The following is a 15,018-nucleotide window of genomic DNA, read 5'->3' as shown; positions in this document are numbered from 1 at the left end:
AAAGGAAGCTAAAAACGAAAACTTGCACCATGTTAGCTGGTGCAAGTTTTCGTCTTTTTTCTAACTAAGCAATAACCCGAACGATGCTGGTAGCTTGTCATAAAACAGCAGCACACCTGCTAAAATAAGAAAGAGGACTCCATAAAATAAACCATTGCCGGTTTTCTGATACCGCAGGAAAAATCCAAGGGCGATGATTAAGAGGAATGCCCCGAGATGATCGGGCCAGAGCGCAAACTTATTGGCTATATGAAAATGGACACCAATGCCACTTAGAATAACCCCTGGGAAAATCGATTCATAATCTCGGCCCCAATATCCCTGAACCAAAAAGGCGACTCCGACAATGATCAGCAGCGTCGGCCAGGTAGAAAATTCATGGAATAGTGAATTCGTTTCCTGTTGGAGATAAAAATAGATACCAAAACCGATTAAGAGAATCGCAGGTACGATTTTTTGTTTTTTCATTTTTCCACCACTTCCAATAAAGCTCACTTGAATTAAGGGCAAAACTTTGATAAGGTACATTAGGGAGTATGTTTGATTGCTTGACAGATAGAATAAAAGGATAACAATCATACAGGAATATTCTTTCTATTTTATACACGTTTATTTAAATAGATGGTTTCAACAGTTGTTCACATTTACAACGTTAAAAGTGGAGAAACTCATGTATAATTACCTTAGCCAATTATGCAATTTCTTTGTGGGGGTGTCAATTCATAATGCATATTATTGTTGTCGGTCTTAACTATAAAACTGCCCCTGTCGAAATCCGCGAAAGGTTGACATTTAATGAAGCGAGTCTTGGAGAAGCAATGCGCGCACTTCAGCAAAAGAAAAGCATCCTTGAGAATGTCATCGTTTCAACATGTAACCGTACAGAAATATACGCCGTCGTGGATCAGCTTCATACGGGCAAATATTATCTTAAAGAGTTTTTATCAGAATGGTTCGGAATCCCTCAACCAGAATTCGCCCCTTTCTTGTTCGTCTACGAACAAGACGGAGCAATTGAGCATTTATTCAAGGTTTCATCAGGCCTAAACTCAATGGTACTAGGTGAGACCCAGATTCTCGGACAGGTGCGTTCCAGCTTCATGCTGGCCCTTGAAGAAAACACAACGGGAACCGTTTTTAACCAGTTGTTCAAACAAGCTGTCACGCTGGCAAAACGCGGCCATTCCGAAACGGATATCGGTGCGAACGCTGTGTCGGTCAGTTATGCGGCTGTAGAACTAGCCAAAAAGATTTTCGGCACTCTTGACAATAAGCATGTGCTGATCGTTGGTGCCGGCAAAATGGGCGAACTTTCGATTCAAAATCTTCATGCGAATGGTGCGAAGAAAGTGACGGTCATCAATCGAACTTTCGAAAAGGCCGAAGAGTTGGCAAACCGTTTTTCGGGAGTTGCCAAAAGCCTCGATGAGCTCCAAACTGCTTTGGCGGATGCTGATATTTTGATTAGTTCGACAGGAGCCAAGGAGTTTGTTGTTACAAAGGAAATGGTTTCCAAGGTGGAGCAAAGGCGAAAAGGCAAGCCATTATTCATGGTCGATATAGCTGTCCCGCGTGATCTCGATCCCGAAATTGCTACATTGGAAAATGTCTTCCTATATGATATCGATGATATGGAAGGGATCGTCGAAGCGAATTTGCTGGAACGCCAAAAAGCAGCAGAGAAGATCCAAGTCATGATTGAAGGGGAAATTGTCCAATTCAAGCAATGGTTGAACACACTTGGTGTTGTCCCGGTCATCTCAGCGCTTAGAGTCAAAGCGCTTTCAATCCAGGAAGAGACAATGAGAAGCATCGAACGGAAATTGCCAAATCTCTCTGACCATGATAAAAAGGTGCTGAACAAGCATACGAAGAGCATTATTAACCAGCTGCTTAAAGACCCGATCTTGCAGGCAAAAGAGCTTGCAGCTGCACCGAATGCGGAAGATGCTCTCGAACTTTTCATCAAAATTTTCAATATAGAACAGCTCGTCGCAGAACAAGAAGGAATGAAAACGGCTGAGACTAAGCGGGCAAAAGTTCCTTCGCCTCAGGCTTCCTTTCAGCCATAAAGAGGTGGTGACCATGGGTGATCTTTATATAACTCGTCTCCATGAAGGAACTATTGTGATTTATGCGGTTAGCGTTCTTTTGTATTTCATTGATTTTCTTAACCGTAACCGGATGGCGAATAAAGTTGCCTTCTGGTTACTTGCATTTGTATGGGGATTCCAGACGATTTTCCTCTTGTATTACATGTTTGATACAGGCCGGTTCCCGGTCCTGACTCTTTTTGAGGGGCTCTATTTTTATGCATGGGTGCTGGTGACGCTGTCTTTGGCTATCAACAAACTGCTAAAAGTGGATTTCATTGTTTTTTTTACGAATATCCTTGGCTTCATGATCATGGCAATCCATACATTCGCTCCTGTCCAATATGATTCCAATGTGATGTCGGATCAGCTCGTATCAGAGCTTTTGCTGATTCATATCACGATGGCAATCCTGTCTTATGGAGCTTTTTCTATCTCATTCGTCTTTTCGCTGTTATATCTGATCCAATATGACCTTTTAAAGCGGAAAAAGTGGGGGAAGCTGTTATGGAGGATCTCCGATTTATCGCGGCTTGATTACTGGTCCTACATCTTGAACGTCGTCGGGGTGCCAATGCTGATCCTTAGTCTGATTCTTGGACTGCAGTGGGCATGGATCAAGGTTCCTGATCTTGCCTGGTATGATGCCAAGCTATTAGGCTCCTTCATCGTCCTTGCAATCTATAGCATCTACTTGTACTTAAAGGCCGGCAAAGGGATGCATGGAAAATCACTTTCATTATTAAATATAGCGTCATTCCTGATTGTATTGATTAACTTCTTTCTATCTGGAAAATTATCTTCTTTCCACTTTTGGTATCAGTAAATAGGAGGCTGTCATGAGAAAAATTATCGTAGGCTCCAGACGGAGTAAGCTGGCGTTGACACAAACACACTGGGTAATCCAACAGCTTAAAAATTTAGGTGCTCCTTTTGAATTTGAAGTCAAAGAAATTTTGACCAAGGGAGATAAAATCCTCGATGTCACACTTTCTAAAGTCGGAGGAAAAGGGCTTTTCGTAAAAGAAATCGAACAGGCCATGCTAGATAAAGAGATTGACATGGCTGTACATAGCATGAAGGATATGCCTGCCATCCTGCCTGAAGGACTTGTGATCGGGTCTATCCCGGAGCGGGAGGATCACCGCGATGTCTTGATTTCAAATGGACATATTCCTTTTAAAGAATTAAAACCAGGTTCTGTTATTGGAACAAGCAGCCTTCGCAGAAGCGCTCAGCTTCTCGCCCAGCGTCCGGATCTTGAAATGAAATGGATTCGCGGAAATATTGATACGAGGCTAGCGAAGCTGGAAACAGATGAGTATGATGGGATCATCCTTGCAGCTGCCGGTTTAAAACGGATGGGGTGGGCAAGTGATGTTGTCACTGAATTTATCGAACCGGACATCTGTGTGCCGGCAGTTGGCCAGGGTGCGCTTTCGATTGAATGCCGCAGTGATGATACAGAACTTCTTGAGCTTCTTGAGAAATTCACTTCAGCAGAAACAAGCGCAACAGTAAAAGCAGAGAGGGCATTCCTTCACAAGATGGAGGGCGGCTGTCAGGTGCCAATTGGTGGATATGCGCATTTCAATGACAACGAAGAAATCGTTCTGACGTCCATTGTTGGATCTCCAGATGGAAAAACAATCTTTAAAGAGCAGGTAATTGGAACGAATCCAGAAGAACTTGGAAAGCAGGCTGCCGATCGTTTAATCAGTCTGGGAGCAAAAGATTTGATTGATAAGGTGAAACTGGAGCTTGATGGAGAATGATCGCCGCTTTTTCGCTGCAAAATAGAACTGTCCTGATTCCGCGGGGAAAGGCCCATGCGAAACGTTTCTCTGAATTGGTTGCCAGACATAGAGGGATTCCTGTGGAAATCCCTCTTATTGCCTTTCAGCCGGTTGCAGCTACGCAAAAACTGCTGGAAACACTTCAGGGCTTACATCATTATGATTGGATCATTTTCACAAGCAATGTTACAGTGGAAACCTTTTTTTCTTTTTTTGAAAAAAAGAAGCCATCGCTTCCAAAAATAGCTGTGATTGGTGACAAAACAAAAGCCTCCCTTGAGGAAAGGGGAGAAAAGGTAGACTTTCTCCCTCAAGAGTATGTTGCAGAAAGATTCACGGAAGAATTTTTGCCATATGTGAAAGCTGGCGATAAAGTCCTCATCCCAAAAGGGAACCTTGCCAGGGACTACATTTCTTCGTCCTTGAAGAAAAAAGGTGCTATCGTGGAGGAGATTATTATCTATGAGACCTATCTTCCTCAGGACAGCAAGGACAAGCTCGTTCAGATGCTAAGTGAGGAAAGACTTGATATACTTACCTTTACAAGCCCTTCTACAATCGATCACTTTATGGGAATTGTAGAGGACTATCATTTAAGAGACAAGCTTGCGCATTGCATTGTTGCCTGCATCGGTCCTGTGTCGAAAAGAAAGGCTGAGCAATGGGGTTTGAAAGTTGATGCGATGCCGGAGAAATACACCGTGGAAGAGATGCTAAAAAGCGTTGCCGAGTATGTAAAAATTGGAGGGTAATTTATGAAACACCTTGAATTCAGCCGCCATCGCCGGCTTCGTCAGTCTGCGAACATGCGCGCACTTGTACGTGAAAATCATCTTCGCACCGAAGACTTGATTTATCCGCTTTTTATCGTAGAGGGAGAGAATGTGAAGACGGAAGTTTCGTCTATGCCCGGTGTCTATCATTTATCGCTTGATCGCCTGAAAGCAGAAATCACCGAAGTAGAAGCATTAGGAATTAAATCGGTGCTGCTGTTTGGTGTTCCAAAGGAAAAAGACGAATTAGGCTGCCAGGCATACCATGACCACGGAATCGTTCAGGAAGCCACCCGTGTAATCAAAAGGGATTTTCCAGATATGGTGGTCATCGCCGATACATGCCTGTGCGAATACACAAGTCATGGTCACTGCGGCGTCATCGAGAATGGCAAGGTGTTGAATGACCCGTCATTGGAGCTGCTTGGTAAGACTGCTGTCAGCCAGGCTAAGGCCGGAGCAGATATCATTGCACCGTCCAATATGATGGACGGATTCGTTGTCGCGATTCGCTTTGCGCTTGATGAAGCTGGTTTCCAGGATGTGCCGATCATGTCCTATGCAGTCAAGTATTCTTCCGCATTTTATGGTCCATTCCGTGAAGCGGCAGAGAGTACGCCGCAGTTCGGTGACCGCAAGTCCTACCAGATGGATCCAGCCAACCGCCTAGAAGCAATGCGCGAAGCGGAATCCGATGTAGCCGAAGGTGCTGACTTCCTAATCGTCAAGCCTGGCATGCCGTATCTTGATATTGTCCGCGACGTAAAAAATAATTTTAACCTGCCAGTGGTTATTTACAATGTCAGCGGCGAGTATTCAATGGTAAAAGCAGCAGCACAAAACGGCTGGGTGGATGAAAAGAGCATTGTCATGGAAATGCTCACTGGTATGAAGCGTGCAGGCTCAGATTTGATTATCACCTATCACGCGAAGGATGCAGCACGCTGGCTGCAGGAACAGTAATTTTAGCTGGAGTGCTGTGAAAAATAAAGGAAACAAGAGTAGCTAGATTATAGAAATGAGGGATACTATGCGCTCATATGATAAATCGATAAAAGCTTTCAAACAAGCGGTGGACTTATTGCCAGGTGGTGTTAACAGCCCTGTTCGCGCGTTTAAATCCGTTGATATGGATCCGATTTTCATGGAAAAAGGCAAGGGGTCAAAAATCTATGATATTGATGGCAATGAATATATCGACTATGTATTATCATGGGGACCGCTAATCCTCGGCCACACCAATGATCGCGTTGTCGCCGGGATCAAAAAAGTAGCAGAGCTTGGGACGAGTTTTGGAGCGCCTACAGTTATTGAGAATGAACTGGCTCAGCTTGTCATTGACCGGGTACCATCGATTGAAATGGTGAGGATGGTATCTTCGGGAACAGAAGCAACGATGAGTGCCTTGCGCCTGGCGCGCGGGTATACTGGCCGTAACAAAATTCTGAAGTTTGAAGGCTGCTACCATGGACATGGCGATTCGTTGCTCATCAAAGCTGGTTCTGGTGTCGCTACGCTCGGTTTGCCTGACAGTCCAGGTGTTCCTGAGGGTGTCGCTAAAAATACGATTACTGTACCTTACAACAATCTGGAGAGTGTTCGCTACGCATTTGAACAGTATGGGGATGACATCGCCGGTGTAATCGTGGAACCGGTTGCCGGAAATATGGGTGTTGTGCCGCCAGTAGAGGGCTTCCTAGAAGGTTTGCGCGAAATCACCTCACAGTATGGCACCGTATTGATTTTCGATGAGGTGATGACAGGCTTCCGAGTAGGGTATCATTGTGCGCAAGGTTATTACAATGTAACGCCTGACCTGACATGTCTTGGAAAGGTAATCGGCGGAGGACTTCCAGTCGGTGCCTACGGTGGAAAACGGGAAATTATGGAGCAAATTGCTCCGAGCGGTCCAATTTACCAGGCGGGAACCCTATCAGGGAACCCACTGGCGATGACTGCCGGACTCGAGACTTTGAAGCAGCTTACTCCTGATTCCTACAAAGAATTTGAGCGTAAAGCATATATCCTTGAAACAGGACTGAAAGCCGCGGCAGAAAAATATGGAATTCCGCATATTATTAACCGTGCAGGCTCCATGATCGGCATCTTCTTCACCAATAAAGAAGTGATCAACTACGAAGCAGCCAAGACATCGAATCTAAAATTCTTCGCCGCCTATTATCGGGAAATGGCAAACGAAGGAGTGTACCTGCCACCATCTCAATTTGAAGGCTTATTCCTGTCGACAGCACATACAGACGAAGACCTGCAAAAAACAATCGAAGCAGCCGAAAAAGCATTTGCCAAGCTGCAGAATCACTAAACGAAAAGACACCCTTCACTTGGAGGGTGTCTTTTCGCATGAAAGGTACCCTTATGTAGGTGGGAATGCTCGCATAAGGGTATCTTTCCGCATGAAAGGTACCCTTATGGCAGTTGTTTTAATAAAAAAACACGAATCATATAAAATTTGAGGAGTTGTGATTTCAATTCGCTATAATGTTTGCACTCCGTTCCAATCAACAGCCCCGATGATCCGCCAAACTAAAATAGGACCGGGCGCAGTTTGCCCGGTTTTGCTTACTTTTAACGAATATACCATTCTATATATCAAAGGCTGCACACGCCAACTCCTTTTTATGTTCTAAATGATCATAAAAGCAAATTAAGGTTCATAAAGTGTTAATGACATAGTGATTTTACGTTTAAGGAATGAAAGGAGGAGTCGCTTTGTCTCAGGGGAATCCATCGTACCTGCGATTTTCACTAGAGGAGTCAGTGTGGTTTCAAAGAGGACAGGAAGTCGCAGAGCTTGTCTCGATTTCACTCGATCCGAATATAACGATCCAGGAAAATGAGCAATATGTTTCTATTCGCGGATCTCTAGAGCTGACTGGGGAGTATACATGCTATGAACAACAGCAGGAGGAGGAAGAACAATTATCGGCGCTTAAGTACGTCCATTCTGTCATGGAGAGGGAAGAAGGGTTATTTGAATTTCTTCACCGCTTCCCGGTAGATATCACCATTCCGAAAAACCGGATTGAAAGTATTTATGACATTGATATCCATGTAGAAGCGTTCGATTATGCTTTTCCAGAAAAGGAGCGCCTGAAGCTGAATGCTGATTTGGCAATTACCGGTCTATATGGAGAGCAGCAGCATGAAGCGGTTAACGAAGAAAAAGAGGAACTGGAAATTAGTTACCGTGAAAATGAAATAGAAGAGGAGGCCGAGGCAGACATCAATCCATCAAGAGAAGCGGATGAACAGGATTTTCCAGATCCCCCGGCGTACTCTTTTGTTCAGCAGAATGAAGCGTTGAACCAGCAAGAGGAAGATTCCTATGAGGATGAATTATATGCGCCGTTCAGGGCAGAAGCGAAAAAAACAGCTGCAGCGAAACTGGATCCACAGACTCAAGAACAACCAGAACTAGAACCACAGGCTCAAGAACAACCAGAACCAGAACCGCAGACTCAAGAACAACCAGAACCAGCATTTGCTTTTCAGGATTTTAGAGGGGAGCAAGAGGTCGAAGTTGAGCAGGAGGCAGAAGAAGAAGAATCGATACCAGAAAACATGTCTGCTGAAGTGGAAGAAGAATCGGTAGAAAGTTCCTCTTCTCCATTGATGAAAAAGAAAAAACCGAACATGAAAAAAGGCATCTCCATAGCTGAATTTTTAGCGCGGAAAGAAGAGGAAACGGAAGTAGCGAAAATAAGAGTTTGCATCGTCCAGCAAGGAGATTCGCTTCAATCGATTTCGGATCGCTATGATGTATCTGTACAACAGCTGTTGCGAGTCAACCATTTGAACATCGATCATGAAGTACAGGAAGGCCAAGTATTATATGTACCTGGTGCGGCTATTCACCAATCTTAATAAGGAAACAAAGCAATGCCTTGTCCAAAAGGAAGCTGGTTGTCAGGGCTCGGCTGGATTGTGACAACTAATAGGTAAGTTGGGCAGGTGTATACAAGCACCTGCCCAACTATATTCATCGATAGAAGTTTCAGAAAGTAGGCGAGGGATCCGATGGATGAGCACAATCATTTAAATGAAGTATCTGCTGTGTTGAAACACTATCCAATCGAGCCCTATTTTGCGGAAGGATTTGGAAAAATAAAGAAGATCTATACGAAATCAGGTATCTTTGCTTTGAAAAAGATCCATCCGTATGAAGGGTCCGATTTTATCAAGCATATCCAGACTCTTTATCAAAAAGACTACAACAGGATCGTTCCTGTTTATCCATCAAGCGACGGCAGATATGCCATTTTGCATAACAATTCACTCTATTATTTAATGCCATGGGTGCCAAATGCTAACAGGGAGGATCAATCGGAAAAGCATAAGCAGCTGTTCAGGGAGCTGGCAAGAATGCATACCCTGTCAGCTAAGGAACTGGAAATCAGGCCGGAAGTGAAGCAAGAGCATTATGAGAACACTTTGAAAGAATGGGAAAAAGAAGAAGAATTTGTAAATGGGTTCCTTGAAAGCTGTGAGAACAAGACTTATATGTCTCCATTTGAATTAAACTTTTGTCTGTATTACATCCAGATTCGGCAGGCGATACAGTTTGCCAGAATAAAGCTGGAGACGTGGAATGAAAAAACGAAGGAACAGAAGAAAACAAGGACGGTGACATTACACGGAAAAGTCTCACCAGAGCATTTTTTGTTTGATGAAAGAGGATACGGCTACTTCATCAATTTCGAAAAAGCAAGGATAGGTTCTCCCATTCAAGATTTGCTGCCATTTCTGGCAAGGTCGTTAAAAACGCAGCCAAAGTATGGGGACGAAGTCATTGACTGGATTTATGTATATCTGAAGCATTTTCCTTTCCGGGATGATGAAATGCAGTTATTCATGAGTTATCTTGCTTTTCCATCCGGCATTATCCGGGTTGCAGAGACTTATCATCAACGCAAGAAGGACGTAGATGAAAGGAAATTTGTTCAGAAGCTGCAGCGTCAATATTGGCTCTTGAACAACACTGGCTATGTAGTAACGAAAATCGACGATCTCGAAAAGCAGAAAGAGCAGGCAAAGCAAGAGGGAGCTCAGAGCTGAATGCAGCAGCTCTTAGGCTCCTTAGAAAATGTCAAATTTGATTGCCAAAGCGATCAGAATGAAAATGGACAGCAGAAAAACATCGAAGGTCGACGGGAAGAAAAGGGTTCTTAATCCTTGAAAGACACAAAAAGGAATAATTAGTTGCGCGGATACTGCCCTCGTCGTCCTCGCCCATTTGGGGAGTGAATACGGATTATACCTATTTCTTTTCATAGCCATCCCTCCAAGCAAATATGATATCCTATTTTTATTCTATGAGGCATTGGCCCAAGATGTGCCGATTATTGGCACAGAACGTACCTAAAAGAATAAAATAAAGGAAAATAGGAAAGGATGATTGACGTCAATCATCTTTTTTAGGTAGTATTACTAATATAAATAAAGCAAAGCATGGATAGGGAAGAGTACATGAGCAATCCGCTTGAAGAGAGGAAGTCCAATTGCTGGGAGGACTTCTAAGCCGGAACCATGGAAGGTCGCCCTTGAGCATCGCCTGGGAACGGAATGACTCTCAGTAACAGGCGACGGTGAAGAGCCGTTATCCAGATTTGAGCCAGCGACAGATGTTTTTACCGTTGCTGGAAAAAAAGGTGGTACCGCGAACATACTCCATTCGTCCTTTTATGGCGATTGGAGTTTTTTTATTTTTACAAAAGGAAAAGCAGTTGATAGGAGGAAAAAATGATGGAAGAGAATTTGTCGATGCCGACTAAATACGATCCGTCTGCAATTGAGCAGGGACGCTATGAATGGTGGGTTAAGGGAAAGTTTTTCGAAGCAAAGGATGATGAAACGAAGAAACCTTATACTATTGTGATTCCGCCGCCAAACGTAACTGGGAAGCTTCATCTCGGCCATGCATGGGATACTGCGCTGCAGGATATCCTTACGCGGATGAAGCGGATGCAGGGCTATGACGTACTTTGGCTGCCGGGAATGGACCATGCCGGGATTGCCACACAGGCAAAGGTGGACGAAAAGCTACGAAGCCAGGGCATCAACCGCTACGAGCTTGGCCGCGAAAAGTTTTTAAAAGAAACATGGAAATGGAAAGAAGAATACGCGCAGCATATCCGCAAGCAATGGTCTAAGCTAGGACTTGGCCTCGATTACAGCCGGGAGCGCTTCACTTTGGACGAGGGCCTTTCGAAGGCTGTTAAAGAAGTATTCGTATCTTTATACCGCAAAGGGCTGATCTACCGCGGCGAATACATTATCAACTGGGACCCGGCAGCTAAAACAGCTTTATCTGATATTGAGGTTATCCATAAAGATGTCCAGGGTGCCTTCTACCATATGAGATATCCTCTGGCTGATGGCAGCGGACATATCGAAATCGCTACGACCAGACCGGAAACGATGCTTGGTGATACGGCGGTTGCGGTCCATCCGGAAGATGACCGTTACAAGCATCTGATCGGCAAGACGGTCATTCTGCCAATCGTTGGCCGCGAGATTCCGATTGTCGGCGACGATTATGTTGACATGGAATTTGGCTCTGGGGCTGTGAAAATCACGCCGGCACATGACCCTAATGACTTTGAAATCGGCAACCGCCATAAACTGGAAAGAGTTCTTGTCATGAACGAAGATGGCTCGATGAATGCTAAAGCCGGCAAGTACCAGGGCATGGATCGGTTTGAGTGCCGCAAGCAAATCGTCAAGGACCTTCAGGAAGCAGGCATTCTTTTCAAGATGGAAGAGCACCTGCACTCTGTTGGGCACTCAGAGCGAAGCGGAGCGGTTGTGGAGCCGTATTTATCCACTCAATGGTTCGTTAAAATGCAGCCGCTTGCCGACGAAGCAGTTGCGTTGCAAACCAAAGAAGAGAAAGTACACTTCGTCCCTGAGCGCTTTGAAAATACGTATATGCGCTGGATGGAAAATATTCGTGACTGGTGTATTTCCCGCCAGCTATGGTGGGGCCACCGGATTCCAGCCTGGTATCATAAGGAAACAGGCGAGATATATGTTGACCATGAGCCTCCTCTTGACCCTGAAAATTGGGAGCAGGATCATGACGTTCTAGATACATGGTTCAGCTCGGCCCTATGGCCATTTTCGACGATGGGCTGGCCGAATGAGGAGGCAGCTGATTATAAGCGCTACTATCCAACCGATGCACTCGTTACAGGGTATGATATTATCTTCTTCTGGGTGTCAAGGATGATTTTCCAGGGACTTGAATTCACAGGAAAGCGTCCATTCAAGGATGTTTTGATTCACGGACTTGTTCGTGCAGAAGACGGTCGGAAAATGAGTAAATCACTTGGAAACGGTGTCGATCCGATGGACGTCATCGACCAGTACGGTGCCGACTCCCTCCGCTACTTCCTGACAACAGGAAGCGCGCCGGGGCAGGACCTTCGCTTCAGCACGGAGAAAGTGGAAGCAACCTGGAACTTTGCAAATAAAATCTGGAACGCATCACGATTTGCGTTAATGAATATGAATGGGCTCCAATATGATGAAATCGATTTGAGTGGCGAGAAATCGGTTGCTGACAAATGGATTTTGACAAGGTTGAACGAAACAATTGAAACAGTGACAAGGCTGTCGGACCGCTATGAATTCGGTGAGGTAGGCCGCGCACTTTATAACTTCATTTGGGATGATCTTTGTGACTGGTATATTGAAATGGCGAAGCTGCCGTTATATGGCGAAGAGGAGACGGCCAAGAAAACGACTAGATCGATTCTTGCGTATGTACTTGATAACACAATGCGTCTGTTGCATCCGTTCATGCCTTTCATCACGGAAGAAATTTGGCAGAACCTCCCTCATAAGGGGAAATCAATTACCGTTGCCAGTTGGCCTGAGGTTGATCCAGTACTTACAGATCTACAAGCTGCAGAAGAGATGAAGCTGCTTGTGGAAGTGATCCGTTCTGTTAGGAATATCCGCTCTGAGGTGAACACGCCTCTAAGCAAAAAGGTTGATATGTTCCTGAAAGCGAAGGACGAAACGACACTGAGCATGCTGGAAAATAACCGCGGTTACCTCATTCGTTTCTGTAATCCGGAAAATCTTGAGATCGGCCTGGAAGTGACCGCACCTGAAAAAGCAATGACAGCTGTTGCAACCGGCATCGAAATCATCCTTCCTCTTGAAGGCCTGATCAATATCGACGAAGAAATCGCCCGACTTCAAAAGGAGAAGGAAAAACTTGATAAAGAAGTGGAGCGTGTTCAGAAGAAGCTTGCCAATGAAGGCTTTGTTAAAAAGGCTCCTGAGAAAGTCATTGAGGAAGAGCGTGCGAAGGAAAAGGATTATTTGGAAAAACGGGTAGCTGTGGAAGCTCGCATTAAGGAATGGAGAAACTAATATAGGATACTTTGGAGACGAACTATTTTTTTGGTTCGTCTTCATCTTAAATAGAGGTGTGTTATAAGATGTTTGATACATATGAACAAGCAATTGATTGGATTCATACAAGACTAAGATTAGGAATCAAGCCAGGCCTTTCTAGAATGGCATGGATGCTGGAAAGACTGGAGCATCCCGAAAGACGGATCAAAACGATACATGTCGGCGGCACAAACGGAAAAGGGTCTACTGTCACCTTTCTGCGCGCTATCCTGCAGACTGCAGGATACCGGGTCGGCACCTTTACCTCTCCCTATTTCGAACAATTCAATGAGCGGATCAGCGTGAATGGGCAGCCAATCAGTGATGCTGAACTGATTGAACTGGCGAATGTGATCAAGCCGCTTGCCGATGAACTGGATCGAAGCGAGTTGGGCGGGCCGACTGAATTTGAAGTAATTACTGCGATGTCCTTCTATTATTTTGCCAAGATGTCCCCTGTTGATGTCGTCCTCTATGAAGTAGGCTTGGGCGGCAGGTTCGACTCTACAAATGTGATCCATCCGCTGCTTTCGATCATCACCAGCATTGGACTCGATCACACAGCGATCCTTGGGGAGTCCTATGAAGAGATTGCTTTCGAAAAGGCAGGCATCATCAAGAACGGGGTAAGCGTTATTACTGGCGTAAAGCAGCCGGAAGCACTCGAGGTGATACGAAAAAAAGCGTTTGATTGTAAGTCATCTCTATACCACCTCAGAGAAGATTTTGCGGCAAGTTCAAAAGAACCTCTAGAGCGCGGAGAACAGTTTACATTTACAAGTATGTTCGGACAAATTCATGAGCTGAAAACATCGATGATCGGTGCGCATCAAGTAGAAAATGCTGCATGTGCAGTAATGGCAAGCCAGGTCCTTGCTAATTACTATTCATTTCTAATCGAGGAAGAGCATATCCGGGAAGGCCTGATACTAGCATACTGGCCTGGCCGGCTTGAGATTTTAAGTGAAGATCCACTCGTCCTGATCGATGGCGCACATAATGAAGAAGGAATAAAGGCACTGGCAAGTGAAATAAACGCTCGCTTTGCCGATAAAAATATTAGCATTCTCTTTGCAGCTCTAAAAGACAAAAAATTGGATAAGATGATTGCAACGCTTGAAGAGGTGGCCGATCAATTGATTTTTACCACATTTGATTTTCCGCGTGCAGCTTCAGCGAAGGATTTAATCGATGCCGGAAGCACTAAAGGAAACAAAAGGATTGCAGCAGACTATCAGGACTTTCTTCAAAGGAAAATAAATGAATTGGATCAAGCAGACATGTTGATTGTCACAGGCTCTCTCTATTTTTTATCAGAGGCAAAGCCCTTTCTCGTAAAATGGTTGAAAAATAATTGATCATTTTATCCGGCTCATTCAGCAAAAAAAAGGAGATTTTCCTGGAATGGATCTGCAGATGCATAGTGTCATATTTTGTCGTTTGCGAGTATAATAGGAAGAAAGTATGAGGATGCTGCGAAAGAAGGAGCGGCCGATGGCGAAAAGAATAAACCAGCAAGGGTATCATTTAGTAGAAGTTACACTTGGAGTCGCATTGCTTTCGATCGTACTCCTTTCTTTTGCGGGCTTTTTTTTACAGGCAAAGATGTTCAATTCGGATAATGAAAGCAGAAGTGCGGCTGCCCAGCTTAGTCAGGAAATTTTGCATATTATTAAAAAATCTCCATATACAGCCGATGTAACAGTCGAAGAATGGAATCAATTATATGGCACAAGTTTTGCTTCTAGCGAGCGGTTTTTTTTAACAGTAGGAGAAAAAGAGTATTATCCTGTTGTAGTAATAAAGCAAGCGAATTCCTTTCAAAAAAATTTGCCAATGGATTTGAATTTAATAGTAGTTTCGATTCAAGAGAAACGGAACGATACATATAAAAATGTTTATGAAACCTATGGGTACAAGGAGTGAACC

The 15,018-nt window shown here is 44.4% G+C and carries 12 protein-coding genes and 1 other annotated feature; of the genes, 11 read left to right on the top strand and 1 reads right to left on the bottom strand.

Translation table 11 applies throughout. From position 1 onward, the window contains the following. Positions 1–60: 60 nt before the first annotated feature. Positions 61–468: a LiaI-LiaF-like domain-containing protein gene (locus UB32_RS08885; protein WP_198528184.1), complete on the bottom strand. Its 408-nt coding sequence runs from the start codon at positions 466–468 to the stop codon at positions 61–63. Positions 469–725: 257 nt separating this feature from the next. Here UB32_RS08885 and hemA point away from each other — a divergent pair, with 257 nt between their 5' ends. The 11 genes from hemA to UB32_RS08825 all read left to right on the top strand — a co-directional run bounded on the left by hemA (position 726) and on the right by UB32_RS08825 (position 15,015). Continuing rightward, positions 726–2,072 (top strand): glutamyl-tRNA reductase, encoded by a 1,347-nt coding sequence (hemA, locus tag UB32_RS08880; RefSeq protein WP_044393002.1) that lies wholly within the window; start codon positions 726–728, stop codon positions 2,070–2,072. 13 nt (positions 2,073–2,085) lie between these two features. After that, positions 2,086–2,919: a cytochrome C assembly family protein gene (locus UB32_RS08875; RefSeq protein WP_044393000.1), complete on the top strand. Its 834-nt coding sequence runs from the start codon at positions 2,086–2,088 to the stop codon at positions 2,917–2,919. A gap of 13 nt (positions 2,920–2,932) precedes the next feature. Further along, positions 2,933–3,868, top strand: coding sequence for a hydroxymethylbilane synthase (gene hemC / locus UB32_RS08870; protein ID WP_044392998.1), 936 nt, complete (start codon positions 2,933–2,935; stop codon positions 3,866–3,868). Continuing rightward, a complete protein-coding gene (locus UB32_RS08865; protein ID WP_044392996.1) occupies positions 3,865–4,641 on the top strand; it encodes a uroporphyrinogen-III synthase in 777 nt (258 codons plus the stop codon). Before hemC ends, UB32_RS08865 begins: the two co-directional genes overlap by 4 nt. 3 nt (positions 4,642–4,644) lie before the next feature. Beyond that, positions 4,645–5,625 carry a porphobilinogen synthase gene (gene hemB / locus UB32_RS08860; protein ID WP_044392994.1) on the top strand — a complete coding sequence of 327 codons (981 nt, stop codon included), beginning with the start codon at positions 4,645–4,647 and terminating at the stop codon, positions 5,623–5,625. Between the two features lie 67 nt (positions 5,626–5,692). Next, entirely contained in the window at positions 5,693–6,985 is a 1,293-nt protein-coding gene (gene hemL / locus UB32_RS08855) for a glutamate-1-semialdehyde 2,1-aminomutase (protein ID WP_044392992.1), read from the top strand. A 407-nt stretch (positions 6,986–7,392) separates the two neighbouring features. Beyond that, positions 7,393–8,547, top strand: a complete 1,155-nt coding sequence (gene spoVID, locus UB32_RS08850) for a stage VI sporulation protein D (RefSeq protein ID WP_044392991.1) — start codon at positions 7,393–7,395, stop codon at positions 8,545–8,547. A 153-nt stretch (positions 8,548–8,700) separates the two neighbouring features. Next, positions 8,701–9,738 (top strand): spore coat protein YsxE, encoded by a 1,038-nt coding sequence (ysxE, locus tag UB32_RS08845; protein ID WP_044392990.1) that lies wholly within the window; start codon positions 8,701–8,703, stop codon positions 9,736–9,738. A gap of 385 nt (positions 9,739–10,123) precedes the next feature. Beyond that, positions 10,124–10,365 (top strand) — a binding site (T-box leader). A gap of 57 nt (positions 10,366–10,422) precedes the next feature. Beyond that, positions 10,423–13,065: a valine--tRNA ligase gene (locus tag UB32_RS08835; RefSeq protein ID WP_044392986.1), complete on the top strand. Its 2,643-nt coding sequence runs from the start codon at positions 10,423–10,425 to the stop codon at positions 13,063–13,065. Positions 13,066–13,133: 68 nt separating this feature from the next. Next, positions 13,134–14,447: a bifunctional folylpolyglutamate synthase/dihydrofolate synthase gene (locus UB32_RS08830; RefSeq protein WP_044392985.1), complete on the top strand. Its 1,314-nt coding sequence runs from the start codon at positions 13,134–13,136 to the stop codon at positions 14,445–14,447. Between the two features lie 136 nt (positions 14,448–14,583). Continuing rightward, entirely contained in the window at positions 14,584–15,015 is a 432-nt protein-coding gene (locus UB32_RS08825) for a type IV pilus modification PilV family protein (RefSeq protein ID WP_128721522.1), read from the top strand. The last annotated feature ends 3 nt before the right edge of the window (positions 15,016–15,018 follow it).

Source organism: Mesobacillus subterraneus (assembly GCF_000934845.1).
GTDB lineage: Bacteria > Bacillota > Bacilli > Bacillales > Cytobacillaceae > Mesobacillus > Mesobacillus stamsii.
Note: the sequence above shows the minus strand (reverse complement) of the source record. Positions and strands in the feature narration are given on the sequence as shown.

What these genes read in the sequence shown, in the direction of transcription:
- hemL (WP_044392992.1), top strand. Translation starts at nt 5,693, where the DNA reads ATGCGCTCATATGATAAATCGATAAAAGCTTTCAAACAAGCGGTGGAC.
- UB32_RS08865 (WP_044392996.1), top strand. Translation starts at nt 3,865, where the DNA reads ATGATCGCCGCTTTTTCGCTGCAAAATAGAACTGTCCTGATTCCGCGG.
- UB32_RS08875 (WP_044393000.1), top strand. Translation starts at nt 2,086, where the DNA reads ATGGGTGATCTTTATATAACTCGTCTCCATGAAGGAACTATTGTGATT.
- UB32_RS08830 (WP_044392985.1), top strand. Translation starts at nt 13,134, where the DNA reads ATGTTTGATACATATGAACAAGCAATTGATTGGATTCATACAAGACTA.
- UB32_RS08835 (WP_044392986.1), top strand. Translation starts at nt 10,423, where the DNA reads ATGATGGAAGAGAATTTGTCGATGCCGACTAAATACGATCCGTCTGCA.
- UB32_RS08885 (WP_198528184.1), bottom strand. Translation starts at nt 468, where the DNA reads ATGAAAAAACAAAAAATCGTACCTGCGATTCTCTTAATCGGTTTTGGT.
- hemA (WP_044393002.1), top strand. Translation starts at nt 726, where the DNA reads ATGCATATTATTGTTGTCGGTCTTAACTATAAAACTGCCCCTGTCGAA.
- hemC (WP_044392998.1), top strand. Translation starts at nt 2,933, where the DNA reads ATGAGAAAAATTATCGTAGGCTCCAGACGGAGTAAGCTGGCGTTGACA.
- ysxE (WP_044392990.1), top strand. Translation starts at nt 8,701, where the DNA reads ATGGATGAGCACAATCATTTAAATGAAGTATCTGCTGTGTTGAAACAC.
- hemB (WP_044392994.1), top strand. Translation starts at nt 4,645, where the DNA reads ATGAAACACCTTGAATTCAGCCGCCATCGCCGGCTTCGTCAGTCTGCG.
- UB32_RS08825 (WP_128721522.1), top strand. Translation starts at nt 14,584, where the DNA reads ATGGCGAAAAGAATAAACCAGCAAGGGTATCATTTAGTAGAAGTTACA.